The organism is Nocardioides sp. SYSU D00065 (assembly GCF_017916425.1).
Classification (GTDB): domain Bacteria; phylum Actinomycetota; class Actinomycetes; order Propionibacteriales; family Nocardioidaceae; genus Nocardioides.
The window spans coordinates 716,112-743,031 of sequence record NZ_JAFMSX010000001.1 but is presented as its reverse complement, the minus strand read 5'-3'; the positions used below and the strand labels follow the sequence as shown (position 1 = coordinate 743,031).

Below are 26,920 nucleotides of genomic sequence, written 5' to 3'. Positions count from 1 at the left end.
CGCCATGGCCGCGGAGACCTCCCAGACGCTCGACCGGGGCCTGAAGGTGCTGCGGGTGCTGGCCGACAGCCCCGAGGGACTCACCGTCACCGAGCTCGCCGGCCGGCTCGAGGTCAACCGCACGGTCGTCTACCGGCTGATCAGCACCCTCGAGCAGCACGGACTGGTCCGCCGCGACGCCCGCTCCCGGCTGTTCGTCGGGCTCGGAGTGCTGCACCTGGCCAGCGGCGTGCAGCCGCTGCTGCGCGACCTGGCCATGCCGGTCCTGCGCTCGCTCGCCGAGTCGATCGGCTCCACCGCCCACCTGACCGTCGCCGACGGCGACGAGGCGCTCGCACTGGCGGTCGTGGAGCCGACGTGGACCGACTTCCACGTCGCCTACCGGGTCGGCGCCCGCCACCCGCTCGCCCAGGGTGCGGCCGGCAAGGCGATCGCGCTGCTCGACGCCCGGGAGCCGGCGTACGCCGTGACGAGCGGCGAGCTGCAGGCCGGGGCGCGAGGGCTGGCCGCCCCGGTGCGCGGCGTCGAGGGGCTGCGCGCCAGCGTCGGCGTGGTCAGCCTCGACGGTCCCATCGACGAGGACGTGGTGGCCCCGCAGGTCATCGCGGCGGCCCGCGCGGTGGCCGAGCGCCTCAGCTGAGCGCGGCAGCGCCGGCGAGCGGGACGACCCGGTAGGGGATCTGCGTCGCCAGCGCGATGACGGTGGTCGAGCGGTCGATCCCCGGCTCGGTCAGCACGAGGTCGATGACGCGCTGGAGGTCGGCGTTGGACCGCGCGACGACCCGCGCCCACATGTCGCCCGCACCGGTGATCGTGTAGGCCTCGAGGACCTCCGGGATCCCCGCGAGGTGGGCGGCCACCGCGTCGTGCCCGCCGCGTTCGGCGGAGCCCTGGCGGATCTCCAGGGTCAGGAACGCCATCACCGGGTATCCGAGGGCCTCGGGGGACAGGTCCGGTCCCCACCCGGTGATCACCCCGGCCGCGGTGAGCTTGTCGAGGCGAGCCTGCACCGTGCCGCGGGCGATCCCGAGCCGTCGGCTCGCCTCCAGCACTCCCAGGCGCGGCTCGCTGGCGAAGAGCTCGATCACCTTGCCGTCGATCTCGTCCATGTCCGCTCCCGGTGCTGTACAACTTGCTCAACAGATCGACGTACTGTTGCACACCTTGCTGCGCGGTTGGCAGGGTTCGGCGCATGACGACTGACATCGCCTCGACCGGTGGCGCCCTGACCGTGGACGAGATGAAGGCCGACCTGTCCCTCGAGCAGCTCCAGCAGCTCGTCGGCCTAGTCGAGTACGACGCGGAGTCCGACCTCTTCCCGGTGACGGGCTGGGACGCAATCTGCTTCGTGGTCGGCAACGCCACGCAGGCCGCCCACTACTACGCCTCGGCCTGGGGCATGGAGCTCGTCGCCTACTCGGGTCCGGAGAACGGCAACCGCGACCACAAGTCGTTCGTCCTCAAGTCCGGCTCCATCAAGTTCGTGCTCAGCGGTGCCGTCTCGCCCGACAGCCCGATGGTCGAGCACCATGCGCGGCACGGCGACGGCGTCGTCGACATCGCGCTGGAGGTCCCCGACGTCAACCAGTGCATCGCCCAGGCCCGCCGGGCCGGCGCGACCGTGCTGCGCGAGCCGGAGACCGTCAGCGACGAGCACGGCTCGGTCCGCGTCGCGGCCATCGCGACGTACGGCGAGACGCGGCACACGCTGGTGCAGCGCACCGTCGACGGTGTGACGTACGCCGGCCCCTACCTGCCCGGCTACGTCGCCGTCGCGCCGCGCTGGGAGAAGAAGCCCGACCAGCCCAAGCGCCTGTTCCAGGCGCTCGACCACATCGTCGGCAACGTCGAGCTCGGCAAGATGGACGAGTGGGTGGCCTTCTACAACCGGGTCATGGGCTTCGTGAACATGGCCGAGTTCATCGGTGACGACATCGCCACCGACTACTCCGCGCTCATGTCGAAGGTCGTCGCCAACGGCAACCACCGCGTGAAGTTCCCGCTCAACGAGCCGGCCGTGGCGAAGAAGAAGTCGCAGATCGACGAGTACCTCGAGTTCTACCGGGGCCCGGGAGCCCAGCACCTCGCGCTGGCGACCAACGACATCATCGCCACCGTCGACGCGCTGCGCGCCAACGGTGTCGAGTTCCTCAACACCCCCGACTCCTACTACGAGGACGCCGAGCTGCGCGCGCGCATCGGCGAGGTGCGGGTGCCGATCGAGGAGCTGCAGAAGCGCGGCATCCTCGTCGACCGCGACGAGGACGGCTACCTCCTGCAGATCTTCACCAAGCCGCTCGGCGACCGGCCCACGGTGTTCTTCGAGCTGATCGAGCGCCACGGCTCCCTCGGCTTCGGCAAGGGCAACTTCAAGGCGCTGTTCGAGGCGATCGAGCGCGAGCAGGAGCGCCGCGGCAACCTCTGACGCGGGGCGGCCGCGGCGGTCCGCCGGGCTGCGCGCCCGGCTGCGCTCGGGTGGGCGGTGGCTGAGCCACATCGGCAGGCGTCCGGATGTGGCTGACGCACCGCCACCTTCGCGACCCGCGCTGGCGCCCGCCCGAGCGGTGGCTGAGCCACATCGGCAGGCGCCGGGATGTGGCTGGGGCACCGCCATCCCCGCGAGCCGCGCTCCGCGCCGCCCGAGCGGTGGCTGAACCACATCAGCAGGCGTCCGGATGTGGCTGACGCACCGCGATCCCTGCGACCCGCGCGCCGCCCGAGCGGTGGCTGAGCCACATCCACGAGCGACGGAATGTGGCTGGCTCACCGCTCACCCGCGCCCGCGCTCTGGCAGGCTGGTCGCATGATGATCCGACCCGCCGAGCTGGCGGCGATCAAGGCCGGGACCGTGGACCTCGCCTTCCGGCGCTGGGCCAAGCCGCGGGTCGTCGTCGGGACGCGGATGCGTACGGCGGTGGGCGTCGTCGAGGTCACCTCGATCGAGCAGGTCAGCGTCGCGTCGCTGCGCGCGGAGGACGCCCGTCGCGCGGGCGCCCCGTCGCTGGCGGCGCTCAAGCAGGCGCTGGCGGCGCGGTCGTCGGAGCCGGCGTGGCGCATCGGTCTCACCTACGCCGGGCCCGACCCGCGCGAGGCGCTGCGCGAGTCCATCCCGGACGCCGAGGAGATCTGCGAGATCAGCGCGCGGCTCGACCGCCTCGACGCGTCGTCGCCGCACGGGCCGTGGACCCGGCAGACGCTCGACCTGATCGACCGCAACCCCACCGTGCGGGCCCCCGACCTCGCCGCCGAGGTGGGGCGCGAGACGGCGGAGTTCAAGAAGGACGTCCGCAAGCTCAAGGAGCTGGGGCTCACCGAGTCCCTCGCCATCGGCTACCTGCTGTCGCCGCGGGGAGAGGCGGTCGTCGACGCCTCGCTGCCCTCGCCGCGGCAGCGCGCGCCGCGCCAGCAGGGCACGCCGCTGCCCCGCACGATCGGCGCGCCGGCGACCCGGGCGCTGCGGGAGGCCGGGCTCACCACGTTGGAGCAGATCGCCGGCCGCTCCGCCGACGACCTGGCCGCCATGCACGGTGTCGGTCCGATTGCCATCGACCGGTTGCGCGAGGCGCTAGCCGAGCGGGGTACCGGCTTCGCGGGCGAGTGACCCACCCGCACTCGTACGCCGCTCAGTGGGCGAGCAGCCCGACGCCCAACGTGCCCATGACCACCGCGATCGCCGAGTCGAGCACGCGCCACGCCACGGGCCGGGCGAAGAGCCCGCGCAGCAGGCGGGCGCCGTAGCCCAGGCCGAAGAACCACATCAGGCTCGCGGCGAGCGTTCCGGCGAGGAACCACCAGCGGTCCGAGCCGAAGCTGTTGGCCACCGTGCCGAGCATCAGGACGGCGTCGAGGTAGAAGTGCGGGTTGAGCCAGGTCAGGGCCAGCGTCAGCAGGACGGCCCGGCCGGGAGTGAGGGCGGCGCCCTCGCCGGCCTCCAGCGCACTGGGCCGCCAGGCGCGCATCGCGGCGTGCACCCCGAAGGCGATGAGGTAGAGACCGCCGAGCACCTGGGCCACCGGGAGGACCGCGGGCCACCGCTCGAGGACGACGCCGAGGCCCGCCACGCCGGCGGTGATCGCGACGACGTCGGAGACCAGGCACGTCAGCACGATGGGCAGGACGTGCTCGCCGCGGATCCCCTGGCGCAGGAGGAACGCGTTCTGGGCGCCGATGGCGACGATGAGGGCGAGGCCGGTGAGGAGACCGGTGAGGACGACGTGGAGCATGTGGTCAACGCTAGACACCGCAAGTGCCGCAATCCAGCGAACGATTCTGACGAATCATTAGTATGTCTAAGTATGAGAGACGTCACCCAGCTCGACCCTGTGGCTCTGCGCACGCTGGCCGTCGCCGTCCGGCTCGGCACCTTCGAGGCCACCGCTCGGGAGCTGCACGTCACCCCCTCCGCCGTGAGCCAGCGGATCAAGTCCCTGGAGACCCGCATCGGGCGCGTGCTGCTGCACCGCGTCAAGCCGCTGGAGCCCACCGAGGCCGGGCTCGTGCTGGTGCGCCTCGCCACCCAGACCGAGCTCCTCGAGCGCGAGGCGGTGGCCGAGCTGGTCGAGGAGGACGAGGACGGGGCGTCGTACACCTCCCTGCCGATCGCGGTGAACGCCGACGCGCTCTACAGCTGGTTCGTCGACGCGCTGGCCGAGGTGCAGACCCGGCACCGGGTGGTCTTCGAGGTGGTGCGCGAGGACCACACGCGCACGGCCGAGCGGTTGCGGCGGGGAGAGGTGATGGCGGCGATCACGGGCGAGCCCAAGCCCGTGCCGGGGTGCCGGGTGGTGCGGCTCGGGCGCCTGCGGTACGCCGCTGTCGCCACGCGCGGGTTCCACGCCACCCACTTCGCCGGAGGGGTCGGGTCCACCGCGCTCGCCGAGGCGCCGATCGTCGCCTTCGACCGCAACGACTCGCTGCAGCACGACTTCATCCGCCGCGTCACCCGCCGCCACCTCGCGCCGCCGGTCACCTACGTGCCGTCCGTGCGCGAGTTCGACCGGGCCATCCGAGTGGGCATGGGATGGGGGCTGCTGCCCGAGGCCGACGTCGCGACCGAGCTGGACCGTGGGGACATGGTGGAGCTGGTCCCCGGCCGCCGGCCCGAGGTGGCGCTCTTCTGGCAGCACTGGCGCCTGGGCTCCTCGGTCGTCGCCGACCTCACCGAGGCGGTCGTGGGTGCCGCCCGCGGCTGGCTGACGAGCTGACGCTCGGACAAGTTATCCGGCTTTGCCGGACAAGGCCGACGGGTCGGTCCTAGGCTCCGGGCCATCGAGCACGCAGCTCGCACCGACGCCACCGGGACGGACCAGATCCATGACACGCCACCACGCCTCGCGCCCAGCGGCTCTCGCCGCCGGTCTCCTGCTGGCGCTCACCGGCTGCGGCGGAGCCGGTGAGGCCGCCGCCGACAAGACCGCGGAGGTCCTTCTCGAGGGCGACCAGCTCGAGGCGATGGTCGAGCAGGTCGAGGGCATGGGCATCGTCGAGTGGCACGGCCAGCTGCTCACCCGGAACCCCGACAAGGGCGGCAAGCGCATCTTCGACCTCGACGGCCGCTACAGCCCCTCGACGGGCTACAGCGAGCTGTCGATGGATTCGGTCATCGACGGCAACCCCCAACAGGTCGACTACCTCGTCGTGGCCGGCCGCACGTACTTCAACAGCGACGACTGGGGTCCCAACGCCGGCACGTGCTGGGTGGACATCACCGACGACGCGACCCGCAGCTGGGCGCTGCCGACCGACCTCGATCCGACCTGGCCGGTGACCGCGGCCCGCGCGATCCGGCTCATCGGCGACGGGATCGACGTCGGCATCCCGGCCGCGGCCGTGATCACCGGCATGCCGCGCGGGTTGTTCCCCCAGGTGCCCGCAGCGCTGCAGGGCATCGAGGCCGACGCCAGGATCACCCCGCACGGCGAGCTCATCGAGGTGGGCGTCGACGTCCTCAACATGTGGAAGGACGTCCCCAAGCAGGAGCGGGCCGACATCGCGACGCGGAAGTCCGGCTGGTGGGCGATGACGATGCAGGAGTCGAGCAACGGCGACAACATCGTGCCCCCGCAGCACGTCTTCGACCCGGCGGTGACACCGCCGAGCCAGTGCAAGCGCTGACCCACCCGCTGAGCCACCCGCACCCTCACCGGGCGCCTGCCGGTCGGGCATGATCGGCTCGTGCCCGACTACGTCGCCTTCCTGCGCGCCATCAACCTCGGCCGGACGCGCGTCTTCCGCAAGGAGGCGATCAGGGCCGCGACCGAGGCGGCCGGCGGGTCCGACGTCGAGACCTACATCAACACCGGCAACGTCCGGCTGACGCACCCGGCCGGCTCGGTCGAGGAGGTCCAGCGGGCGCTCGAGCGGGCGTACGCCGACGCCGCGGGGTTCGAGGTCCCCACCATCGTGTTCACGACGGGCGACCTCGCGGCGCTCACCGCGCGCGCCGAGGAGCTCCACGCCGAGCACCAGCCCTCGGGTCAGCACTACGTCACGCTTTACGCCCAGGCGCCTCCCGCCGATGCCGTGGCGGCCGTCCACGCCCTGGCGCACCCCGGCGAGACGGTGGTCGTGGAGGGCCGGGCCGCCTACGTCCTGCTCGACGGCGACATCCACACCTCGAAGGTGATGGCCTCCCGGGAGCTCACGGCGCTGGGCCAGGGGACGGCCCGCACGGTCAAGGTGCTGCGCACCGTCACCGGGAAGTGGTGCTGACCGCCGGTCAGGCGATCTCGACGCCCGCGCCGGCCATCTCGGTGATCGCGGCGGCGGTCGTGTCCTCGGCGACGCCGGCGCACAGTGCGGTGAGCACCCGGGTCCCGAAACCCTCGCCCGCGCTGTCGAGCGCGGTCGCGCGCACGCAGTGGTCGGTGGCGATCCCGCACACGTCGACCTCCGTCACCCCTCGCGCACGCAGCCAGTCGGCGAGGCCCTCACCGGCCGAGGTACGCCCCTCGAAGCCCGAGTAGGCCGCCGCGTGTTCACCCTTGTAGAACACCTCGTCGAAGGGCTGCGGGTCCAGGTTGGGGTGGAAGCCGGCGCCCTCGGTGCCCACCTTGCAGTGCACCGGCCACGAGGTGACGAAGTCCGGCTTCGCCGCCCAGTGGTCGCCGGGATCGACGTGGTGGTCCTTGGTGGCCACCACGACGTCGTACGCCGGCGCGTCAGCGTCATCGGCCGAGCGGCGGTGCAGCAGCTCGCTGATGTCGGCGGCCACGCGGGCACCGCCGACCACCGCGAGGGAGCCGCCCTCGCAGAAGTCGTTCTGGACGTCGACGACGATCAGTGCCCGTGCCATGCCCCGAGGCTAGCGCCGCCAACGGCGCAGGAGCAGCCCTCCCGCCACGCGGCGAGAGGGCTGCTCGGGTCGCTGGCCCGTGCCGTCAGCGGCGGGTCGCCGTGACGATGCGGTACTCCCAGTCGCACACCAGACCGCAAGCTCCTTCCCCGCGGTCGTGCGACTCGGCGAGCGCGACGAGGTCGGCGCGGAGCGCGGCGCGCCCCTCGTCGTCCAGCCGACCCGCCGCGGCGAACGTCGGCCCGTAGTAGGTGAGGAACAGGTCGGCGAAGGCCTCCGGGTGGGCGAAGCGCTGGGTGACCGTGGCGGTCACCGAGCGCACGTCGGCGACCTCTTCGCCGAACAGGCCGGCGACGACCTCCTCGGTCCCCCACCGCGTGGCGGGCTGCGCCCCGGGCGGCGGCGAGACGTGCGCGCCGACCGCCCGGAGCATGCCGCCGACGAACCCCTCCGGGGTCCAGCTCGCCACCCCGATGCGCCCGCCGGGGCGGGTCACGCGGACGAGCTCGCGAGCCGCAGCGTCGTGGTCGGCGGCGAACATGACGCCGATCGCGGACAGGACGACGTCGAACGCCGCATCGTCGTACGGTAGGTGCTCCGCGTCGGCCTCGGTGAGCTCGACCGCCAGGTCCTCGGCCGCGGCACGGCGCCGGGCGACGGCGAGGAGGGCCGGGACGTAGTCGATGCCGGCGACCTCGGCGGAGCGCCGGGCGGCGGCGAGGGCGACGTGCCCCGTGCCCGTGGCGACGTCGAGGACCCGGTCGCCGGGCCCCACGCCGACGTGGTCGACGAGGTGCTCGGACACCGGCACGGTGAGGGCGGCGATCTTGTTGTAGTCGCCGCTGCTCCAGATCTTCTGCTGCTTGTCGCGCAGCGCGGTGAGGTCGGGGGTGCTGCTGGTGGTGGTGCTGGTCATGTGGGTTCCTCTCGTGGTGCCATCCGGCGACTCCTGTGCGCCGGCGACGGACGTGGCTGCCGCCGAGACGTGCTCGGGCCGCAGCCCGGCCCGGACCACCGCCTCGGCGACCAGATCGGCCGAGTCCGCCTCGTAGAGCAGGAAGCACGTCTCGTCCTCAGGGACGAAGATCGACCGCACGTAGCGCACCGCCCGGCCCTCGCGGGCCAGCTGGGTGCCGGCCCGTTCCGCCGACACGGCGTGGTGGCGGGCGGCGGTGTGGTCTCCCTGCGCGACGTACAGCTCGACGAGGTACTCGGCCATGACCACCACGGTCCTCGTCGCGCGTGCCCGCCGAAACTGCGGGAGACCCCAGGGTTTGACCCCGGGAACCCCAGCCGACCGCTCAGGACACTGGCTCGTCGATCTCCTGCAGGCTCTGGGCGAGCTCTCTTCGCGACCGGATCCCGAGCTTGGCGTAGGTGTTGCGGAGGTGGAACTCGACGGTGCTCACAGTCACCACGAGGGCGCGGGCGATCTCCTTGTTGGCCAGTCCCTCGACGGCCAGCTCGGCCACCCGGCGCTCCGTCGCCGTGAGCCGGCCGCCCCCGGGCCGCCGGGCACCGACCCGCTCGAGCTCGGCGCGGGCAGCCGCGGCCCAGCCGGGTGCTCCCATCGTCGCGAAGGAGCCGGCCGCGCACTCGAGCGACTCCCGGCTGGCGCCCCACTTGCGGGACCGCCGTTGGGCGCGCCCGAGGACGAGCCAGGTGCGCGCCGCGTCGGCGGCCAGCCCTTGCTGGCCGTAGTCCCTCGCCGCGCGGGCGAGCTCATCGGCCGCCTCGTCCGACCAGCCCGCACCGAGGATGAGCGTCGCGGCACCGCGCCGGGCCGCCAGGCGCGCCCAGGGGTGGTCCTGCAGGTCGGCCGCGTCGGCCAGCACGTCGACGACGGCGCGGGCGGCGTCGAGGTCGCCGACGTCGACGAGCGCCTCCACGAGGTCCGGTGCGACGGGGAAGGCTCCGGGGTCGAGCACGCCCTCGCGCCGGGTGTGCTCCCACACCGTCCGCAGGTGCCGGACCGCCTCGTCCGGCCGGCGGTCGAGCAGGGCCGCGACGCCCAGCGCGCGCGTCGACTCGAGCCAGTCCCAGCGGATCCCGGTCTCCTCGGCCTGGTCGATGGCCCGCTCCGCCCACTCGCGTGCCTGGACCACGTCACCGCGGCCGGCGGCCAGCAGGCTCCGGCACCGCTCGTACATCGGCCAGTGGAGCAGGCTGCTGTCGGTCGAGGCGGCCCACTCGTCGAGGAGCGCCTCGGCGGCGTCCCAGCGGCCCACGCGCAGCTCGAGCTCGCACAGGTGCAGCCGCGCCAGGGCGTACGGCGACGGCTCGCCGCGCGCGGCTGCGAGCGAGCGGAACTCCTCGAACCGCGCCCGCGCCGGGCCGGGCTCGCCGCGCCACACGTGCTGCTGGCCGGCCACCCGGCCCGGGGTGCGCGCCAGGTAGGTCGACCTGCTCGCGAGCGCCTCGTAGCGCTCGAGGAGGTCGTCGAGCGGCCGGCCGCGGAGGGCGGAGGTCCATACGCGGGTGTAGAGGGCGAGCCGCTGGTCGCCGGCCGACCCCGCGGCGGACGCCACGACGGCCTCGCCCGCCCTCCGGTCGGCGACCTCGACGTTGCGCACCTCGATGACCGCCTCGTTCTCGGCCAGGTGGCACAGCACCCGCAGCCGCAGCCCGTTGTCGTCACCCGCCTCGTCGAGCGCGCGCTGCAGGAGGCGGAGGATGTCGTCGTTGCCGTGCACCACGCCGCCGGTGAGCAGCAGGTGGGCACGCACCCGGTCGGTCCGGTCCGGCAGCGTCGCGGCACGGGGCGCGAGGAGCTCGGTGAGCCGCTGCTTCTCACCGGCCATCTGCAGCAGCTTGGCCAGCGCCATGACGCGGGTGGCGTCGGGGTCGCCGGCCGGCGTGAGCCGGAGCGCGTGCGCGGCGAGGTCGGCGGCCAGACGGATGGACCCGCGGGCCGTCGCCCGCAGCACCGCGCCGTCGAGTCGCGCAGCGAGGGCCGCGTCGGGTGCGGTGGCCGCGAGGGCCAGGTGCAGGGCGCGGCGTTGGTCGTCGGTGGAGATCCGCGCGAGCTCGGCGTGCAGCGCGCGTACGTCCTGCGCCGGAGCGGCGCGCCGAGCCGCCTCGGCCAGGAGGGGGTGTGTCGGGCGGAGCCGGTCGCCGCGTACCTCGACCACACCGGCGGCCACTGCCCGGTCGACCCCGTCGTCGCCGGCGAGCACCGCCGCCTGGTCGGGCAGCAGGTCCGCCGCCAGGGACAGCGCGAGCAGCACCCGACGTGCCGCCGGATGCAGGTCAGCGACCCTCAGCCCGAGCAGCTCCTCCACGGCGTCCGGCACGGGCAGCTCGTCGCCGAGCCGCTCGGGGTCGCGTCTGGCGAGCAGCCGTCCGACCTCGAGGGCGAAGAGCGGGTTGCCCAGGGTCGTGTCGTAGACGCGGCGGAGCAGGTGGTGCGGCAGCCTGAGGCCCAGCCGCGCCGCGAGGACCTGTCGGGTGCCGCCGAGGCTCAGCGCGCCGACCGGCACGCGGTCGACGCGGTGCTCGGGGACGGCCTGCTCGACCGGGGTCGGGGTGGCCGGTCGGCGGGAGAGGAGCAGCGTCACGTGGTGCGACAGGCGGCGTGCGGTGTAGGCCAGCGCCACCTGCGACGACGGGTCGAGCCACTGCGCGTCGTCGACCGCGACCAGCACGTGGGCGCGCCGCGCCAACGCCCGGAGGGTGGACAGCAGCGCCAGCGACACCACCTGGTCGGTCGGTGCGTGCTCGCCGGGCTCCGCGCGGTAGAGCGCCACTTCGAGCGCGCGGCGTTGCGGCGGCGGGACGTCCGCGAGGTCCTCGCCGGACACGCCGTCGAGCAGGTCGATCACGCCGGCGAAGGGGAGTCCGGTCTCCGCCGCCGAGGCACGGGCGACGAGCACGCGCATGCCGCGGGCGGCCGCGTCGGCCACCGCCTCCTCCCACAGGCTCGTCTTGCCGATGCCCGGCGGCCCGACGAGCACGACCGCCCGCGTGTCGGTGGGCTCACGGGCGAGCACGCCATCGATGACGGCGAGCTCCGGCTCCCGTGCGACGAGACCCATCTCGCCATGATGGCAGGCTCGGACCCCGCTGGGCACCGGGAGAAGGCGGGCGCTCAGCCGCCGACGTGCACCGTCGGGATCGCCGGCTCGCCGGCCGACATCATCGTCACCGCGCGCGGGAGCTCGGCGATCGAGCCGCGATGGCGCGCCCGCGCCTCCTCGAGGGTGGCGCGGCCGACCACCTCGCCGGCGCGGACCAGCGGCACGAGGAGCGGGCGGTCGTCGCCGTCGTCCTGCGGCGGCTCGCCGATCCCGACCACCTCGGCCTCGGCGACGCCGCCGGGGGAGCGGCGGCGCAGGGCGTACTTCCGGCCGCCGATGGACCCCTTGTCCGTCGACCGCTTCGCCACCGAGACCATCTGGCCGTCCTCGCCCTCGCGGGCGACCAGCTTGTAGACGAACCCGCAGGTCGGGTGTCCGGACCCGGTGACCAGCTGCGTGCCGACGCCGTACGCGTCCACCGGCGCCGCGGCCAGGGCGGCGATGGCGTACTCGTCGAGGTCGCTGGTGACCACGATCCTCGTCCGGGTGGCGCCCAGCGCGTCGAGCTGGTCGCGCACCTCGCGGGCGATCTCACCCAGGTCGCCGGAGTCCAGGCGCACCGCGCCGAGCTCGGTCCCGGCCACCTCGACGGCGAGCCGCACCGCCTCGGCCACGTCGTAGGTGTCCACGAGCAGCGTGGTGCCGACGCCGAGGGTCTGCACCTGGGCGCGGAACGCGTCGGCCTCCGTGTCGTGCAGCAGCGTGAACGAGTGGGCGGCGGTGCCCGTCGAGGGCACGCCGTGGATCGCCCGCGCGGCCAGGTTGCTCGTGGCCTCGAACCCGGCGACGTACGCCGCCCGCGCAGCGGCCACGGCGGCCTGCTCGTGGGTGCGGCGCGAGCCCATCTCGATGCACGGTCGCGCACCCGCGGCCAGCGTCATCCGCGACGCGGCGGAGGCGATCGCGGAGTCGTGGTTGTAGATCGAGAGCAGCACCGTCTCGAGCAGCACGGCCTCGGCGAAGCTGCCCTCGACCACGAGCAGCGGGGAGTAGGGGAAGAACGCCTCGCCCTCCGGGTAGCCCCAGACGTCGCCGCCGAAGCGGAACGAGGAGAGCCAGTCGAGCATGTCGGCGTCCACCACGCCCTCCAGCGCCGCGAGCGCGGCGGCGTCGAAGTGGAACGACTCGATGGCGTCCAGCGCCCTGCCGACCCCGGCGACCACGCCGTAGCGGCGGCCCTGCGGCAGCCGGCGCGGGAACAGCTCGAACACCGCCCGGCGCTCCGCCGTGCCCGCTTGTCGCGCGGCCTGGACCATCGTGAGCTCGTAGTGGTCGGTCAGCAACGCCGTCGGGCTGGTCACGACCCACACTGTGCCACGATGGGCCCCGTGTCAGCCGCCAGTCCCGTCGAGGTCGAGCCGACCCTGTCCCCTGACGAGATCACCAACCTGTCCAAGCCGTGGGTGACGCTCGTCTGGGACGACCCGGTCAACCTCATGTCCTACGTGTCCTACGTCTTCCAGAAGTACTTCGGCTACGACAAGGCCACCGCCGAGAAGCTGATGCTCGAGGTGCACACCGAGGGCAGGTCGGTCGTCTCGACCGGCACGCGCGAGGAGATGGAGCGCGACGTGCAGGCGATGCACGAGTACGGGCTGTGGGCGACCATGGAGAGGGCGTCCTGAGTGAGCGGCTTCGAACGACACGTGCGCTCCGACCGCATCATCGCCACCTTCAACGGCTTCGAGGCCGACCTGCTGCGCTCGCTGGCGTCGCAGATGGTCGAGCTGCTGCGCAACGAGCGCGCCGAGCCGGCCACCCCGACGGCCGACCCGTTCGAGGCGCTGATGGTGGAGTTCTCCGGAGCCACGACCATCCCCGAGGACCCGGTCCTCGCCCGCCTGTTCCCGACGGCGTACCCCGACGACGCGGAGTCCGCGGCGGACTTCCGCCGCTTCACCGAGAGCGGCCTGCGCGACGGCAAGGCCGCGGCCTCGGGGCTCATCATCGACACTCTCGAGGACGCCGGGCTGCCACCGGAGCTGACCGAGGACGGGCTCGTGATCGACGTCGAGCTGACCCCGGAGGAGGCCGAGACGTGGATGCGCGCGTTCACCGACATCCGGCTCGCCCTGGCGACCCGGCTCGGCGTGCAGGCCGGCGACGAGGACTACTGGCACTCGCTGCCCGACGAGGACCCGCGCGCGCAGGCGCACGACATCTACGAGTGGGTGGGCTACCTGCAGGAGACGGTCGTCGAGGCCCTCACCGCATGAGGCCGGTCCGGCGCCGCACCGGGCGGGTGAGCAGCGGATGAGCCCCGTCCCCGACTTCGTCCTCGCGATCCGCGAGAAGATCGGCCACGACCCGCTGTGGCTGCCCGGCGTCACCGCCGTGATCCGCCGCGGCAACGAGGTGCTGCTGGTCCGGCGCTCCGACAACGGCCAGTGGACGCCCGTGACCGGCATCCCCGACCCGGGGGAGGAGCCCGCCGTCGCCGCCGCGCGAGAGGCGATGGAGGAGGCCGGCGTCCGCATCCGGGTGGACCGGCTCGTCTCGACCGCCGCGCACGGAGAGATCGTGCACGTCAACGGCGACCGGGCGACGTACCTCGACCTCACCTTCGCCTGCACGTGGCTGGAGGGCGAGGCGCACGTCGCCGACGACGAGTCCACCGACGTGCAGTGGTGGCCGGTGGACGGTCTGCCGGCCATGAGCGAGGTCATGCTGACCCGGATCGAGGCGGCGCTGAGCGATGAGCGGGAGGCACGCTTCGTCGCACCGGCCGACCAGGCGGGTGCCGAGCCGCCGCCGGCGCTGTCGCCGGAGCGTCCGGTCCTCGGCGTGGACGCGTGCTCCGGCGGCTGGGTCGGCGTCGTCCTGGACACCGCACGGCGGCCGTGGGTCTTCGTCGACGCCACCATCGGCGGCCTCGTCGAGCTCGCCCGGGAGAAGCACGACGTCTCGCTGGTCGCCATCGACATCCCCATCGGCCTGCCCGACAGCGGCGGGCGTCGCGCCGACGCCGAGGCCCGACGCGTCCTCGTCGGCAAGGCCTCGTCGGTGTTCTCCACTCCTGTGCGGGCCGCCCTCGAGGCCGCGACGTACGAGGAGGCGCGCGCTGCGAACCTCACTGCCACCGCGGGGCGCACGAGCGTGAGCGCCCAGGCCTACGCGTTGCGCGAGAAGGTGCTGCAGGTCGACGCCTGGGTCCGGGCGCGACCGGGGGTGCCGGTCATCGAGGTGCACCCCGAGGTGAGCTTCGCGCGGATGGCCGGCTCGCCGGTGATCGCGCGCAAGAAGGACCCCGACGGCGTACGGGCGCGACGCGAGGCGCTGGCGGCGCACGGCATCGTCGCGCCGCCGTGGTTCCGCGGCGCCGGGTTCGCCGAGGACGACCTGCTCGACGCCTGCGCCGCCGCCTGGTCGGCGGTGCGGCACTCGCTCGGCGTGGCGGAGTCCTTCCCGGCGACCCCGGAGGTCTTCAGCGACCAGATCCCGGCGGCGATCCGCGCCTGAAGCGGGCCGTCGACTCGAGTGGGTCGTCAGCCGGAGTGGGTCGTCACGCCGTAGCGCTCACGGGAGGCGAGCGCCCAGCGCGAGGCAGGGATCGCCACGAGACCGGTCGCGACCATCAGCCCGGCCAGCAGCAGCCAGCCCACCTCGCCGAGGTCGACGCAGAAGTAGGCGACCATCGGCGGGCCGATGACCGCGGTCATGCTGAAGCCGAGGCCCGCGAACCCCTGGTACTGGCCCTGCCGCTCGTGCGGCGCCAGCCCCATCTGCAGGCCCCACTGGCCGCCGGAGCCGATCATCTCGCCGACCACGTGGACCAGCGAGCCGACCACCAGCAGAACGACGGCGGTGGTCGCGTCGCCCCGGTCGGCGAACGCCACGACGGCGAAGCCGACGGCGATGAACAGCGAGCCCGTCAGCAGCGCGCGGGCGCCGGAGGTCACCGAGTCGGCGCGGCGGGACAGGCGCACCTGGAAGAACGTCACCGCGATCGTGTTCACGACCAGCAGGATCGCGACCATCACCTTCGGCGCCTCGGTGCGCTCGACGATGTAGAGCGCCATGCCCAGCTCCATGATCGTGAAGTGCAGCGAGAACACGCCGGTGACGAGGGTGATCACCACGAACGGCACGTCGCGCAGCACCGCGAGCCGGGGCTCACCCTCGGCGCGGACGTACGCCGGGAGGTCGGGCAGCCGCGTGGAGTTCCAGGCGGCCACCGCGGTGAAGGCGGCGTTGAGGAAGAACACCGAGACGTAGGCCCACTCCTCGTCGACCACCAGCGCGGCCCCGCCGAAGACGGAGCCCAGGCCGATCGCGGAATTGGTGACCGCGCGCAGGTAGGCCTTGAACATCACCCCGCGCCGGCCCGTGGCCAGCTGGGCGATCACGCCCTGCTGCACCGCGCCCGCCGAGCGCTCGAACAGCGTGAGGAGTGCGAGGAGCAGCGCGAGCGACCACGGCGCCCGGGCGAAGGCCGGGAGCGGGGCGACCAGCGCCGCCCCGACCATGAAGACCGTCAGCATCCGGCGCGGACCGAGGGTGTCGCCGAGCTGGCCGGCGGGGACCTGCACCAGCAGCGCGACGACTCCCGCGACGGCGAAGGCGATCCCGACCTCGGCGGCGGTGAAGCCCACGTGGCGGGTGAAGTAGATCGCGCTCGTCGTGACGACGGCTCCCGAGCCGAAGCGGTTGGCGAACGAGCCCAGCGCCAGGACCCGCAGGTCCGGGTCGAGCGGAAGCCCGCGGCGGGTGAGCGGAGCCGTCACGTCACCGACCGTCACATCCGCCTCCTGGCCCGCCCGTAGTTGTCTTGACGTCAAGACTATGTCGTGAGACGGGCACGGTCCGCATCGGTGGCCTGCCTAGGCTGTCGACGTGCTGAGGATCGCCCAGGAGACGTACGACGCCATCGTGGCGCACGCCAAGCGCGACCACCCGGACGAGGCGTGCGGCGTGGTCGCCGGCCCCGAGGGCAGCGACCGCCCGGTGCGGTTCGTGCCGATGGTCAACGCCGCCGGCAGCCCGACGTTCTACGAGTTCGACTCCACCGAGCTGCTCGCGCTCTACAAGGACATGGACGCGCGCGACGAGGAGCCGGTGGTCGTCTACCACTCCCACACCGCCACCGAGGCCTACCCCAGCCGCACCGACATCAACCTGGCCAGCGAGCCGAACGCCCACTACGTGCTGGTGAGCACCCGCGACTGCTTCGACGCGGACGGCGGGAATACCGACGGCCCGGTGGAGTTCAGGTCCTACAGAATCATCGACGGTGTCGTGACCGAAGAGGACGTCACGATCACGCCCACGGAAGAGAGCACCCCCTGATGGCCATCGAGGTCCGCATCCCCACGATCCTTCGCACCTACACCGACGGCGCCAAGGCGGTCGAGGCGTCCGGGTCGACCCTCACGGCCCTCATCGACGACCTCGAGAGCAGCCACCCCGGCATCAAGGACCGCCTCGTCGACAACGGCGACCTGCGCCGCTTCGTCAACGTCTACATCAACGACGAGGACGTGCGCTTCATCGGCGGCCTCGACGCCGAGCTCTCCGACGGCGACCAGGTCGTCGTCCTGCCGGCCGTCGCCGGCGGCTGCTGACCGGCTGAGTCGCGGGCCGGCTCAGCCCAGGATCCCGCGCTCGTACGCCGTCGCCACCGCCGCGGCGCGGTCGCTCACGCCGAGCTTCTCGTAGACGTGCACGAGGTGGGTCTTCACCGTCGCCTCGCTGACGAACAGCTCCTCGGCGATCACCCGGTTCGACCGGCCGCGGGCCACCAGGGCGAGCACCTCCCGCTCCCGCGCGCTCAGCACCCCGGAGGCGGCGGGACGGCGTACGTGCGAGGCCAGCCGGGAGGCCACGGCCGGGGACAGCACCGTCTCGCCCGCCGCGGTCGCGCGGACGGCGGCGAAGAGCGTCTCCGCGGGTGTGTCCTTGAGCAGGTAGCCGGTGGCGCCGGCCTCGATCGCGGCCACCGTGTCGGAGTCGGTGTCGTACGTCGTCAGGACAAGCACCGCCGCCCGCGAGCCGCGCTCGCGCAGGGTCCGGACCGCGTCGACGCCGCCGCCCCCGGGCATCCGCAGGTCCATCACCACGACGTCGGGATCCGTGGCCAGCACCTGCTCGACCGCCTCCGGGCCGCTGGCGGCCTCGCCGACCACCTCGAAGCCGCTCACCGCGGCGAGCATGCTGCGCACGCCGTCGCGCACCACCGGGTGGTCGTCGACCACGACGATCCGGACGGGTTGGGCCGGCGGCGGGGGAGCGCTCACGCCGCCTCCCGGGCCAGGGCCGGCAACCGCGCCGAGACCGCGGTGCCGCGTCCGGGCGACGACTCGAGCGTGAGGTCCCCGGCCAGGCGCGCGACCCGCTGGCGCATCCCGCGCAGGCCGAAGGAGCTCGACCCGGCGGGGGCGGAGGTGTCGAAGCCCACCCCGTCGTCGCGCACGTCGAGCACGACCTCGTCGCCGTCGTAGGACAGCGTCACTCCCACCCGGGCGGCGCCGGCGTGCTTGGCGACGTTGGTCAGCGACTCCTGCGCGATGCGCAGCACGGTCGCCTCGACCTCGGGGTGCAGGGCGACGGCGTCACCGGTCACGACGACGTCGGCGCGCACGCCGTGGTCGGACGACCAGGCCGCCACGGCACCGGCCAGCGCATCGGGCAGGGTCGCGCCGTCCAGGTCGCCGGGGGAGAGGTCCTGCATGGAGCGGCGGGCCTCGGCGAGCGCCTCCCGCGCCAGCCGCAGCGCGCGCTCCTGACGCTCCCCGCCGACGGCCGCCTCGAGCTGGGTCACGATGCCGGCGAGGCTCTGCGCGGTGGTGTCGTGGATCTCCCGGGCCAGCCGGGCCCGCTCCTCCTGGACGCCGGTGCGCCGCGCCTGCTCGACCAGCCGCTCCTGCAGCGCGTCGTTCTCGGCCAGCGCCGCCTCGAGCTCGGTGTTGAGCCGCTCGAGCTCGGCGTTGCGCTCCTCGGTGCGCATGCCCATCTTCATGAAGGCGGTCGCCAGGCCCGCGTTGAGCCCGATGAGGGCGAGGAACACCCACATCTGCGTCGCGTCGTCGGGCGGGAAGCCGCCGGACTGGGACCCGGCCTGGGTGACGCCGACCACCAGCATGCCGACGTAGACCCAGCGCCCCTTCAGGGACTCGTAGGCGTCGAGGAAGCCGACGAAGCCGAAGACCCCGTAGAAGGGGTTGAGCCAGGTCAGCACGAACGCGAGAGCGGTTCGTCCGACGTAGTGGAGTGCGCTCGGCCGCGGCGTCGCGAGCATCCACAGCACCGTGACGGCGCTGAGCGCGATGGTCCACCGGACGTCGGCGGCGTCGTCCCCGAGAGCGGGCGCTGCCGTCGTGGCGACCGCGGTGGCGAGTCCGAGCAGCCCGAACGGCAACCAGGCCATCCACCGCTCCTCGCTCACGACGCCATCCTGGCAGGACATCCGGGTCTTCCCCGTCACTCCCAGCGGAACAGGCGTACGGCGACCAGGGACAGCACCGCGGCCCATCCGGTCACCACGGCGAGGTCGACCAGGTCGGGCCGCAGTCCGTGCAGCGCGTCGTTCAGCGCCTCCGACGCCGCCCCCAGGGGCGTCGCGACGACCACGTCGCGCAGCCAGCCGCTCATCGTCTGCACCGGCATCCAGACGCCCGAGGTGAACATCAGCGGGAAGATGACGACGGTGCCCACGGTCTGCACCACGCGGGCGCTGGCCGAGACGGCGGTGACGACGGCACCGACCGAGAACGCCGCCGCGGTCGTGAGCACCAGGGCGACGGCGTACCAGCCGACGGCACCGGGCAGCGGGACGTCGTGCAGCACGCGGGCGGTGCCCAGGGCCAGCACGACCGAGCCGAGCACCGCGGCGGCGTGCAGCGCGACCTGGGCGCCGAGCAGGGCGGCGGGATGCACCGGGGTGGTGCGCAGCCGGCGCAGCACCCCGCTCTCGCGGTAGCCCGCGATGACCGAGGGCATGGCCATGACGGCGGCCATGATCGTGGCGAGGACCACCACCACGGATGCGTAGAGGTCGATGACCCGCTGCCCCCCGAGCGCCGGGTCGGGCTCGGTGAAGTCCGGCACGAAGCCGAGGATCACCAGCAGGATGGTGGGGAAGAGCACGATCCAGAACAGCGAGCCGAGCTCGCGACCGAACAGGACGGCCTCGGTGCGGACGACCGCGGCCGTGGGGGACGTGCGCGACGCGGCCGGCGTCGCGGTGGACGTGCCCGGGGCGGTGCCCGGGGTGGTGCCTCGGTTGGTCGAGGTGCTCATGCGGGGGTCTCCTCGCGGGTGTCGGTGAGCTGGAGGTAGGCCGTGTCGAGGGTGCCGTCGACGACGCGCAGGCCGTGCGGCGTGACCTGCTGGCGAGCGAGGCGCTCGAGGACCTCGAGCGCGGCGCCGTCGCGGCCCTCGACGACGACCCGCCCTGCGTCGGTGCGCACCGACGACACCGACGCAAGGGCGCGCAGCGACTCGAGGTCGACCGGCTCCTCGGCGGTGAAGGACGTGACAGTGGCGGCGCTCGCTTCGGAGATGAGCCCGTCGGGGGTGTCGAGGGCGCGCACCCGGCCGTGGTCGATGATCGCGATCCGGTCGCAGAGCTGCTGGGCCTCCTCCATCGCGTGCGTGACGAGCAGCACGGTGACGCCGTCGGCGCGCAGGTCGCGCACGACCTGCCACACCTCGCGACGCGCCCGCGGGTCCAAGCCGGTGCTGAGCTCGTCGAGGATCACCACGCGGGGACGCCCGACCAGCGCGAGCGCGATGGAGAGTCGCTGCTGCTGGCCGCCGCTGAGATCGCGGAACCGCGATCCGGCCTGGTCCTCGAGGCCGAGCCGCTCGACGAGCCCGGCCCACGGGACGGGATCGGCGTACAGCGCCGACCACAGGCGCATCGCCTCGGCGACGGTGATCTTGGGCTGGAGCCGGCTCTCCTGCAGCTGGACGCCCAGCACCCGGGTGAGCTCGGGGCGGTCGGTGCGGGGGTCGAGGCCGGCCACGCGCACGGTGCCCGAGTCCGGCACCCGCAGTCCCGCGACGCACTCCACGGTCGTGGTCTTGCCGGCGCCGTTGGGGCCGAGGATGCCCATCACCTCGCCGGCGGCGACCTCCAGGGACACGTCGTCCACGGCGACCGTGTCGCCGTAGGCCTTGCGGAGGTGGGAGATCGAGATCATGCGACCAGCCTGTCGACGGCCGGCGTCTCGCACATCGGGCAACCAGCGCGGATCGGCATCAACCGATCGGTGGATGTCATGCTTGCCGCATGCGCTTCGACAGCCTGCTGGAGTCGGTCGGCGGCACCCCCCTCGTCGGCCTGCCCCGGCTCTCGCCGAGCCCCGACGTCCGCATCTGGGCCAAGCTGGAGGACCGCAACCCGACGGGGTCCATCAAGGACCGCCCGGCCCTGCGGATGATCGAGCAGGCGGAGAAGGACGGCACCCTGCGCCCGGGCTGCACGATCCTCGAGCCCACCAGCGGCAACACCGGCATCTCGCTGGCGATGGCCGCCAAGCTCAAGGGCTACCGCATCGTGTGCGTGATGCCGGAGAACACCTCCGAGGAGCGGCGCCAGCTGCTGCGGATGTGGGGCGCGGAGATCGTCTCCTCGCCCGCGGCGGGCGGCTCCAACGAGGCTGTCCGGGTCGCCAAGCAGGTCGCGGCCGAGCACCCCGACTGGGTGATGCTCTACCAGTACGGCAACGACGCCAACGCGCTCGCGCACGAGGAGGGCACCGGTCCGGAGCTGCTGGCCGACCTGCCGGAGATCACGCACTTCGTCGCCGGTCTCGGCACCACCGGGACGCTGATGGGCGTCTCGCGGTTCTTCCGCGCGGCCAAGCCCGACGTGCGGATCGTCGCCGCCGAGCCGCGCTACGGCGAGCTGGTCTACGGCCTGCGCAACCTCGACGAGGGATTCGTGCCCGAGCTCTACGACGCCTCGCTGATCGACACGCGCTTCAGCGTCGGCCCGCGCGACGCCGTGCGCCGGGTCCGCGAGCTGCTCGAGCTCGAGGGCATCTTCGCCGGGATTTCCACCGGCGCGATCCTGCACGCGGCGCTCGGCCAGGCCGCCAAGGCCGTCAAGGCCGGGGAGCGGGCCGACATCGCGTTCGTCGTGTGCGACGGGGGTTGGAAGTACCTGTCCACCGGCGCCTACGAGGGCACCGTCGACGAGGCCGAGGATCGCCTCGACGGGCAGCTGTGGGCCTAGCCCGCCGCCCGGCCTAGGCTCGGGCAGGTGAACCTCGCGGCTCGGCTCCTCCTGCTCGTACCGCTCGTGTCGCTCGTGGCGGCCACGCTGGTCCTGATCCCGGTCCCGACCCCGGTCCTGGGGCCGGCCGTCGGCGGCAGCCTCGCGCCCGCCGCGCACGCCTGGCCGGTCGACCCGCACGACCAACGCTGGACACCCACGCCCGAGTCCCCGACGGCAGAGGGGTACGCGGTCCCCGTCCGCCGACGGGTGACCTACTCGGTGACCACCCGGGGCGGGATCTCGACGCCGCTGGCGGTGTTCCGCCGCCAGGCCCAGGAGACCTACGACGACCCGCGCGGGTGGCGCACCGCCGGTGTGCAGTTCCGCCGGGTGCCCCGGGGCGGGAGCTTCACGCTGGTCCTGGCGGCGGCGAACGTGGTCGAGTCCTTCTCCTCCGGCTGCTCGGCGCAGTGGTCGTGCCGGGTCGGGCGCTTCGTGATCATCAACCAGGAGCGGTGGAAGCACGCCTCTCCCGCGTGGAACGCGGCACGGGGCTCGCTGCGCGACTACCGGCACATGGTCGTCAACCACGAGACCGGCCACTGGCTCGGACGCGGGCACGCGTCCTGCCCGGCGGGTGGCGGCCGGGCGCCGGTGATGATGCAGCAGTCCAAGGGCACCGGCGGGTGCCGGCTGAACCCGTGGCCGCTCGGCTGGGAGGCCGCCGCGGTCAGGGGGCGGTGAGGCGCAGATCCATGTCGGCGTCGAGCTCGCTGCCCGGGACGGCGGGAAGGTCGAGCAGGTCGAGCGCGAGGTTGGCGACCATCCCGTTGCGCACCGGCTGCCGGCGCGCTCCGTAGCCGGTGCGGCGGGTGCCGGGGTCGCGGTGGGTCGGGTTGATCTCGTAGAGGTCGACGCCCCGGTCCACCGCGGCGCCGCGGGCCATGAAGACGATGCGGTAGTTGTCGAAGAGCCGCGCGTCGTCGTGCCGCGGCCCGTGCCCGCCGTGGTCGCTGGTCAGGATGATCGTGGTGCCGGCCTTGCGGACGGGGTCGGAGCCGACCGCGCCCACTACCCGGCCGACGAGGGCGTCGGCCTGTCGCACCGCGCGCAGGTAGGGCCGCGACATCCAGCCGTGGGCGTGGCCGGCGTTGTCCGGCAGCGAGAGGTGGAGGAAGCGGAAGTCGCGGTCCTCGTCGAGGTCGGCCACGAGGCGATCCACGAGCGCCCCGTTGTCCTGGTCGATGACGACCTGGTCGATCGCGTCGGGCCAGGAGCGCTCCCACAGGGTGAACTTCGTCTTGGCGGCGAACAGCGCCGTGGAGCCGCCGGCCTGGTCGACGACGGTGAAGACCGAGGCGACGTCGTGGCCGGCCGCCGCCTGGACGGTCGCCGGGACGAGCCGCTCGTCGTTCCACGTCACGCCGTGACCGCCGGTGGCCGCGTCGATGCGCCGACCGGTCACCATCCCGGTGTGGTTGGGCAGCGTCACGGTCATCTCGTGCTCGGTGCGGGCGTTGGTCGTCGAGGCCCCGGCCCGCATGAAGCGGTGGAGGTTCGGCAGCTGCGCGCGCCCCAGCCTGCGGACGGCGGCGACGCTCATGCCGTCGATGGAGATCGCCAGCACCGACTCGGCGTCGGCCGCCCGCACGGTGCGGGCCGACGCCGGCTCGCCGTCCACCTCGGCGGGCGCGTGCGTGCCGACGAGGACGGCACCCGACACGGCGACGGCGGAGGTGAGCAGGGACGCGAGAGCGGGACGCAGCACCCCGCGACGATAACCCGCCGGCGGCGGTGTGACGGGGCCGACGCCCGTCACGGCGTGACCGGCGACCGACCGACCGCCTAGCCTTGCGCACGTGCCGACGACCTCGACCCGGATGAGCGCCGATGCTCCGATCGGCATCTTCGACTCCGGGTTCGGCGGCCTGACGGTCGCCCGCTCGGTGATCGACCAGCTGCCCCACGAGTCGGTGATCTACCTCGGCGACACCGCCCGCCAGCCCTACGGCCAGAAGCCGATCGGGGAGGTCCGCGAATACGCGCTGGAATGCCTCGACCACCTCTACGAGCAGGGCGTCAAGGCGCTCGTGATCGCCTGCAACTCCGCGAGCGCCGCGATGCTGCGCGACGCGCGGGAGCGCTACGACGTACCGGTCGTGGAGGTGATCCTGCCAGCGGCGCGCCGTGCCGCCGCCGGCACGCGCAACCGCCGCGTCGGCGTGATCTGCACCCGCGCGACCGCGAGCTCGATGGCGTACGACGACGCCTTCGCCGCCGTGCCCGACCTCGACCTGCACATCCGGGCCTGCCCGCGCTTCGTCGACTTCGTCGAGCAGGGGGTCACCGGCGGCGACGAGCTGCTGGCCGCCGCCCACGACTACCTCGACCCGCTGGTGGCCGCCGGCGTCGACACGCTGATCCTCGGCTGCACCCACTACCCGCTGCTGACCGGCGTCATCTCCTACGTGATGGGGGACGGGGTCACCTTGGTGAGCTCGGCCGAGGAGTGCGCCAAGGACGTCTACAAGATGCTCGCCCGCACCGGGCTCATGCGCGCGGACGGCGCGGCCGACTACACGTTCGCGACCACCGGCAGCCCGGAGGCCTTCGCGACCATCGGCCGTCGCTTCCTCGGCTCCGAGCTGCTCGGCGCCAGCCAGTTCGCGGGAGGCCTGAGGTGAGCGCGGCCGGGATGAGGCTGACGATCGTCGGCTGCTCCGGCTCCTACCCCGGCCCGGAGTCCGCGGCGAGCTGCTACCTGCTCGAGGCCGAGCACACCGCGGAGTCCGGGGAGACGCGCACGTGGCGGATCCTGCTCGACCTGGGCAACGGGTCGCTGGGACAGCTGCACCGCTACGTCGACCCGCTGGAGGTCGACGCGCTCTTCCTGAGCCACCTGCACGCCGACCACTGCCTCGACCTCTGCGGCTACTACGTCCTGCGCAAGTACCACCCCTCCGGCGCGCAGCCCCGGATCCCGGTGTGGGGTCCGCGCGGCACCGCCGAGCGGATGGCCCGCGCCTACGACCTGCCCCTCGAGCCGGGGATGAACGAGGAGTTCGACTTCCGCGAGCACGGCGGCCCCGGCGCCGCGGTCGAGGTCGGCCCGTTCCGGGTCGAGACCTACGAGGTGGTGCATCCCGTGTCGGCGTACGCGCTGCGGGTCAGCGCCGGCGGTCGCACGCTCGCCTACTCCGGTGACACCGGTCCGTGCTCCGCGCTCGACGAGGCCGCCCGCGGGGTCCACCTGCTGCTGGCGGAGGCGTCCTTCCGCAGCGCGGACGACAACCCGCCCGACCTGCACATGACCGGCGCCGACTGCGGGCGCACGGCGGCCAAGGCCGGCGTCGAGCGGCTCGTGCTCACCCACGTCCCGCCGTGGCACGACCCGTCGGTCGCGGAGGCCGAGGCCCGCGCCGAGTGGTCGGGACCGATCGAGCTGGCGCGCGCCGGCGCGACGTACGACGTCTGAGCCGCGCGCTCGCCGCCGTGTGGCTCAGACGAGGCCGGCGTCGTGCACGACCATCGCCACCTGCACCCGGTTGGTGCTGCCGAGCTTGGTGAGCAGCCGCGAGACGTGCGACTTCACCGTCGGGACGGAGAGGTAGAGCTCGGAGGCGATCTCGGAGTTGCTGAGGCCTCGCCCCACGCACACCGCCACCTCGAGCTCGCGCTCGGTCAGGACGGTGAGCCGCTCGGCGGCGGCGGTGGTGCGCTCGCTCGAGGTGCTGCTGCGCAGCCGCGAGACGAGGCTGCGGGTGGCCGACGGGGACAGCATCGCGTCGCCGGCCGCGACGGTGCGGATCGCGCTGACGATGTCGCTCGGAGCGGTGTCCTTGAGCAGGAAGCCGTCGGCCCCTGCCGCCACCGCGCGCAGCACGTGGTCGTCGGCGTCGAAGGTCGTCAGCACGACGACCGAGGGCGGCGCGGGGCGCTGGTGCAGCACGCGGGTGGCCTCGAGCCCGTCCATCACCGGCATCCGGATGTCCATCAGCACCACGTCGGGTTCCAGCTCCGCGACCAGCGCCAGCCCGGCCTCGCCGTCGGCCGCGTCGCCGACCACCTCGATGTCGCTCTGCCCGCCCAGCATCAGCGACAGGGCCGAGCGGACCAGCGGATCGTCGTCGACGATGAGCACCCGGATCACGCGGTCCACGGTAGCCATGCCTCCAGGACGAACCTCGACCCGTCGGTGCGCTGGTCGAGCCGCCCCCCGCGCAGCTCGGTGCGCTCGCGCAGGCCGACCAGGCCCACCCCGGCCCCCGGCGCGCCGCTGCCGTGCTCGACGATCGGGTTGGTCAGCACCACCGTGATGCCGGAGCGCGGGTCGCCGGCGGAGCGGATGGCGACCTCCGCTCCCGGCGCGTGCTTGCGCGCGTTGGTGATGCCCTCCTGGACGATGCGATAGACGGTGCGGCCCGTCGCCGGCGGGACCGCCGCCGTGGTGTCCACGTCGTCCGCGAAGTCGACGTCGAGGCCCAGCGCCCGGGCCTCGTCGACCAGCGCCGTGATGTCGCAGTACGTCGGCTGGGGGCGGGCCGTCGCCGGTCCCGGGTCGTCCTCGCGCAGCACGCCGAGGACGTCGCGCAGCTCGTGCAGCGCGTCGTTGGCCTGCCGCTGGATCTGGGTCAGGCCCTCGCGCAGCCGGTCGCCGCCGAGGTCGTCGCGGAAGGCCAGCGCGCCGGCCTGCATCGACACCTGGGTGATGCGGTGAGCCAGCACGTCGTGCATCTCGCCGGCGATCCTGGCCCGCTCGGCGGAGCGGGCCCGGGCGAGCCGCAGCTCCTGCTCGGTCTCGGCGCGCTCGGCGCGGCTGCGCAGGTTCCAGATGATCTCGCGGCGCGAGCCGATGTAGAGCCCCCAGCCCATCATCCCGGCGTTGACCGCGAGGTTCACCAGCGTCGTGATCACCGGGTCGTTGTCGCGGAACGGGGCGACGGTCGTCCACGTCTGGGCGGCCACGAAGTTGACCGCGCCCACCACGAGCACCTCGAACGGGTCGCGCCGCGCCGCCACCGACACCGCTGCCAGCGTGGCCGGGCCGGCGGCGAGCCCCGACAGCGCGCTCATCGTGGCGACCCCGAGCGCGACGGGCACCGGCGCCCGCCGCCGGAAGTACACCAGCACGAAGGCGGCCGCGCCCAGCGCGACCTCGGCGACGAAGAGCAGCCGGTTCTCCCGCCACTCGATCCCCGCCACCGACCACCAGATGGCCAGCGAGAACACCGCACAGACGGCGTAGCGCCACGCGTGGGAGACCCAGGTCAGCTCGGGCTGGGTCTCCGCGGGGGTGGGGCGTCTCTCCACGCCTGTCAGGGTAACGACCGCAATTCCTACTTTGGTCGCAGTCGGTTGCGCCCCAGGACCGATGCCGACAGGGGGCGGCGC

At 73.5% G+C, this 26,920-nt stretch carries 29 protein-coding genes; 15 read left to right on the top strand and 14 right to left on the bottom strand.

Going from position 1 to position 26,920, the window contains the following annotated elements; translation table 11 throughout:
- The first annotated feature begins 4 nt into the window (after window positions 1-4).
- Window positions 5-640: an IclR family transcriptional regulator gene (locus J3P41_RS03665; RefSeq protein ID WP_210648862.1), complete on the top strand. Its 636-nt coding sequence runs from the start codon at window positions 5-7 to the stop codon at window positions 638-640.
- Here the strand turns inward: J3P41_RS03665 and J3P41_RS03660 are convergent.
- Window positions 633-1,109, bottom strand: a complete 477-nt coding sequence (locus tag J3P41_RS03660) for an Lrp/AsnC family transcriptional regulator (protein ID WP_210648861.1) — start codon at window positions 1,107-1,109, stop codon at window positions 633-635. The genes J3P41_RS03665 and J3P41_RS03660 overlap by 8 nt on opposite strands.
- Window positions 1,110-1,192: 83 nt before the next feature.
- Between J3P41_RS03660 and hppD the strand changes: the two genes are divergently transcribed.
- Together hppD and J3P41_RS03650 are read left to right on the top strand one after the other, a co-directional pair.
- Window positions 1,193-2,425 (top strand): 4-hydroxyphenylpyruvate dioxygenase, encoded by a 1,233-nt coding sequence (gene hppD / locus J3P41_RS03655; protein WP_246861440.1) that lies wholly within the window; start codon window positions 1,193-1,195, stop codon window positions 2,423-2,425.
- A gap of 378 nt (window positions 2,426-2,803) precedes the next feature.
- On the top strand, window positions 2,804-3,601 hold the full coding sequence (locus J3P41_RS03650; protein WP_210648860.1) for a helix-hairpin-helix domain-containing protein: 798 nt from the start codon (window positions 2,804-2,806) through the stop codon (window positions 3,599-3,601).
- A 22-nt stretch (window positions 3,602-3,623) separates the two neighbouring features.
- Here J3P41_RS03650 and J3P41_RS03645 read toward each other — a convergent pair whose 3' ends face one another.
- Entirely contained in the window at window positions 3,624-4,223 is a 600-nt protein-coding gene (locus J3P41_RS03645) for a LysE/ArgO family amino acid transporter (protein ID WP_210648859.1), read from the bottom strand.
- 72 nt (window positions 4,224-4,295) lie between these two features.
- Between J3P41_RS03645 and J3P41_RS03640 the strand changes: the two genes are divergently transcribed.
- The 3 genes from J3P41_RS03640 to J3P41_RS03630 all read left to right on the top strand — a co-directional run bounded on the left by J3P41_RS03640 (window position 4,296) and on the right by J3P41_RS03630 (window position 6,711).
- Window positions 4,296-5,204 (top strand): LysR family transcriptional regulator ArgP, encoded by a 909-nt coding sequence (locus tag J3P41_RS03640; protein WP_210648858.1) that lies wholly within the window; start codon window positions 4,296-4,298, stop codon window positions 5,202-5,204.
- A 109-nt stretch (window positions 5,205-5,313) separates the two neighbouring features.
- A complete protein-coding gene (locus J3P41_RS03635) occupies window positions 5,314-6,114 on the top strand; it encodes a hypothetical protein (protein ID WP_210648857.1) in 801 nt (266 codons plus the stop codon).
- A gap of 60 nt (window positions 6,115-6,174) precedes the next feature.
- A complete protein-coding gene (locus tag J3P41_RS03630) occupies window positions 6,175-6,711 on the top strand; it encodes a DUF1697 domain-containing protein (RefSeq protein ID WP_210648856.1) in 537 nt (178 codons plus the stop codon).
- Between the two features lie 7 nt (window positions 6,712-6,718).
- On the opposite strand, the gene J3P41_RS03625 is transcribed toward J3P41_RS03630, so the two are convergent.
- The 4 genes from J3P41_RS03625 to J3P41_RS03610 all read right to left on the bottom strand — a co-directional run bounded on the left by J3P41_RS03625 (window position 6,719) and on the right by J3P41_RS03610 (window position 12,671).
- On the bottom strand, window positions 6,719-7,294 hold the full coding sequence (locus J3P41_RS03625) for an isochorismatase family protein (protein ID WP_210648855.1): 576 nt from the start codon (window positions 7,292-7,294) through the stop codon (window positions 6,719-6,721).
- Between the two features lie 85 nt (window positions 7,295-7,379).
- Window positions 7,380-8,513 carry a methyltransferase domain-containing protein gene (locus tag J3P41_RS03620; RefSeq protein WP_210648854.1) on the bottom strand — a complete coding sequence of 378 codons (1,134 nt, stop codon included), beginning with the start codon at window positions 8,511-8,513 and terminating at the stop codon, window positions 7,380-7,382.
- Window positions 8,514-8,595: 82 nt separating this feature from the next.
- Window positions 8,596-11,328, bottom strand: coding sequence for a LuxR family transcriptional regulator (locus J3P41_RS03615; RefSeq protein WP_210648853.1), 2,733 nt, complete (start codon window positions 11,326-11,328; stop codon window positions 8,596-8,598).
- A gap of 53 nt (window positions 11,329-11,381) precedes the next feature.
- A complete protein-coding gene (locus J3P41_RS03610) occupies window positions 11,382-12,671 on the bottom strand; it encodes a nicotinate phosphoribosyltransferase (protein ID WP_210648852.1) in 1,290 nt (429 codons plus the stop codon).
- 18 nt (window positions 12,672-12,689) lie between these two features.
- Between J3P41_RS03610 and clpS the strand changes: the two genes are divergently transcribed.
- Genes clpS through J3P41_RS03595 form a run of 3 tightly spaced genes read left to right on the top strand, consistent with a single transcriptional unit; the run spans window position 12,690 to window position 14,829 of the window.
- Window positions 12,690-12,995 (top strand): ATP-dependent Clp protease adapter ClpS, encoded by a 306-nt coding sequence (clpS, locus tag J3P41_RS03605; RefSeq protein WP_210648851.1) that lies wholly within the window; start codon window positions 12,690-12,692, stop codon window positions 12,993-12,995.
- Window positions 12,996-13,586, top strand: a complete 591-nt coding sequence (locus J3P41_RS03600; protein ID WP_210648850.1) for a DUF2017 domain-containing protein — start codon at window positions 12,996-12,998, stop codon at window positions 13,584-13,586.
- 37 nt (window positions 13,587-13,623) lie between these two features.
- Window positions 13,624-14,829, top strand: a complete 1,206-nt coding sequence (locus J3P41_RS03595) for a DUF429 domain-containing protein (RefSeq protein ID WP_210648849.1) — start codon at window positions 13,624-13,626, stop codon at window positions 14,827-14,829.
- A 26-nt stretch (window positions 14,830-14,855) separates the two neighbouring features.
- Here the strand turns inward: J3P41_RS03595 and J3P41_RS03590 are convergent, their stop codons facing one another.
- Complete coding sequence (locus tag J3P41_RS03590; protein ID WP_210648848.1) at window positions 14,856-16,094, bottom strand: MFS transporter; 1,239 nt, start codon at window positions 16,092-16,094, stop codon at window positions 14,856-14,858.
- Window positions 16,095-16,203: 109 nt separating this feature from the next.
- On the opposite strand from J3P41_RS03590, the gene J3P41_RS03585 reads away from it, so the two are divergent.
- Together J3P41_RS03585 and J3P41_RS03580 are read left to right on the top strand one after the other, a co-directional pair.
- On the top strand, window positions 16,204-16,656 hold the full coding sequence (locus J3P41_RS03585; RefSeq protein ID WP_210648847.1) for a Mov34/MPN/PAD-1 family protein: 453 nt from the start codon (window positions 16,204-16,206) through the stop codon (window positions 16,654-16,656).
- On the top strand, window positions 16,656-16,931 hold the full coding sequence (locus J3P41_RS03580) for a MoaD/ThiS family protein (RefSeq protein WP_210648846.1): 276 nt from the start codon (window positions 16,656-16,658) through the stop codon (window positions 16,929-16,931). The genes J3P41_RS03585 and J3P41_RS03580 overlap by 1 nt, the downstream gene beginning before the upstream one ends.
- Window positions 16,932-16,952: 21 nt before the next feature.
- On the opposite strand, the gene J3P41_RS03575 is transcribed toward J3P41_RS03580, so the two are convergent.
- Genes J3P41_RS03575 through J3P41_RS03560 form a run of 4 tightly spaced genes read right to left on the bottom strand, consistent with a single transcriptional unit; the run spans window position 16,953 to window position 20,510 of the window.
- Entirely contained in the window at window positions 16,953-17,603 is a 651-nt protein-coding gene (locus J3P41_RS03575) for a response regulator transcription factor (protein WP_307861808.1), read from the bottom strand.
- Window positions 17,600-18,751, bottom strand: a complete 1,152-nt coding sequence (locus J3P41_RS19140) for a sensor histidine kinase (protein WP_210648845.1) — start codon at window positions 18,749-18,751, stop codon at window positions 17,600-17,602. The genes J3P41_RS03575 and J3P41_RS19140 overlap by 4 nt, the downstream gene beginning before the upstream one ends.
- A 35-nt stretch (window positions 18,752-18,786) precedes the next feature.
- Complete coding sequence (locus tag J3P41_RS03565; protein ID WP_210648844.1) at window positions 18,787-19,605, bottom strand: ABC transporter permease; 819 nt, start codon at window positions 19,603-19,605, stop codon at window positions 18,787-18,789.
- Window positions 19,602-20,510, bottom strand: a complete 909-nt coding sequence (locus J3P41_RS03560) for an ABC transporter ATP-binding protein (RefSeq protein WP_210648843.1) — start codon at window positions 20,508-20,510, stop codon at window positions 19,602-19,604. The genes J3P41_RS03565 and J3P41_RS03560 overlap by 4 nt, the downstream gene beginning before the upstream one ends.
- An 89-nt stretch (window positions 20,511-20,599) precedes the next feature.
- Between J3P41_RS03560 and J3P41_RS03555 the strand changes: the two genes are divergently transcribed.
- Together J3P41_RS03555 and J3P41_RS18460 are read left to right on the top strand one after the other, a co-directional pair.
- Window positions 20,600-21,547 carry a PLP-dependent cysteine synthase family protein gene (locus tag J3P41_RS03555; protein ID WP_210648842.1) on the top strand — a complete coding sequence of 316 codons (948 nt, stop codon included), beginning with the start codon at window positions 20,600-20,602 and terminating at the stop codon, window positions 21,545-21,547.
- Between the two features lie 27 nt (window positions 21,548-21,574).
- Window positions 21,575-22,273, top strand: coding sequence for a DUF3152 domain-containing protein (locus J3P41_RS18460; protein WP_210648841.1), 699 nt, complete (start codon window positions 21,575-21,577; stop codon window positions 22,271-22,273).
- On the opposite strand, the gene J3P41_RS03545 is transcribed toward J3P41_RS18460, so the two are convergent.
- Window positions 22,260-23,297 (bottom strand): alkaline phosphatase family protein, encoded by a 1,038-nt coding sequence (locus J3P41_RS03545; RefSeq protein WP_210648840.1) that lies wholly within the window; start codon window positions 23,295-23,297, stop codon window positions 22,260-22,262. The genes J3P41_RS18460 and J3P41_RS03545 overlap by 14 nt on opposite strands.
- A gap of 112 nt (window positions 23,298-23,409) precedes the next feature.
- Here J3P41_RS03545 and murI point away from each other — a divergent pair, with 112 nt between their 5' ends.
- Window positions 23,410-24,213 (top strand): glutamate racemase, encoded by an 804-nt coding sequence (gene murI / locus J3P41_RS03540; protein WP_210649724.1) that lies wholly within the window; start codon window positions 23,410-23,412, stop codon window positions 24,211-24,213.
- A gap of 11 nt (window positions 24,214-24,224) precedes the next feature.
- Window positions 24,225-25,004, top strand: a complete 780-nt coding sequence (locus tag J3P41_RS03535; protein WP_210648839.1) for an MBL fold metallo-hydrolase — start codon at window positions 24,225-24,227, stop codon at window positions 25,002-25,004.
- A 24-nt stretch (window positions 25,005-25,028) separates the two neighbouring features.
- On the opposite strand, the gene J3P41_RS03530 is transcribed toward J3P41_RS03535, so the two are convergent.
- Complete coding sequence (locus J3P41_RS03530) at window positions 25,029-25,679, bottom strand: response regulator transcription factor (protein ID WP_307861807.1); 651 nt, start codon at window positions 25,677-25,679, stop codon at window positions 25,029-25,031.
- Window positions 25,676-26,839, bottom strand: coding sequence for a sensor histidine kinase (locus tag J3P41_RS19135; RefSeq protein WP_210648837.1), 1,164 nt, complete (start codon window positions 26,837-26,839; stop codon window positions 25,676-25,678). Before J3P41_RS19135 ends, J3P41_RS03530 begins: the two co-directional genes overlap by 4 nt.
- Window positions 26,840-26,920 lie beyond the last annotated feature (81 nt).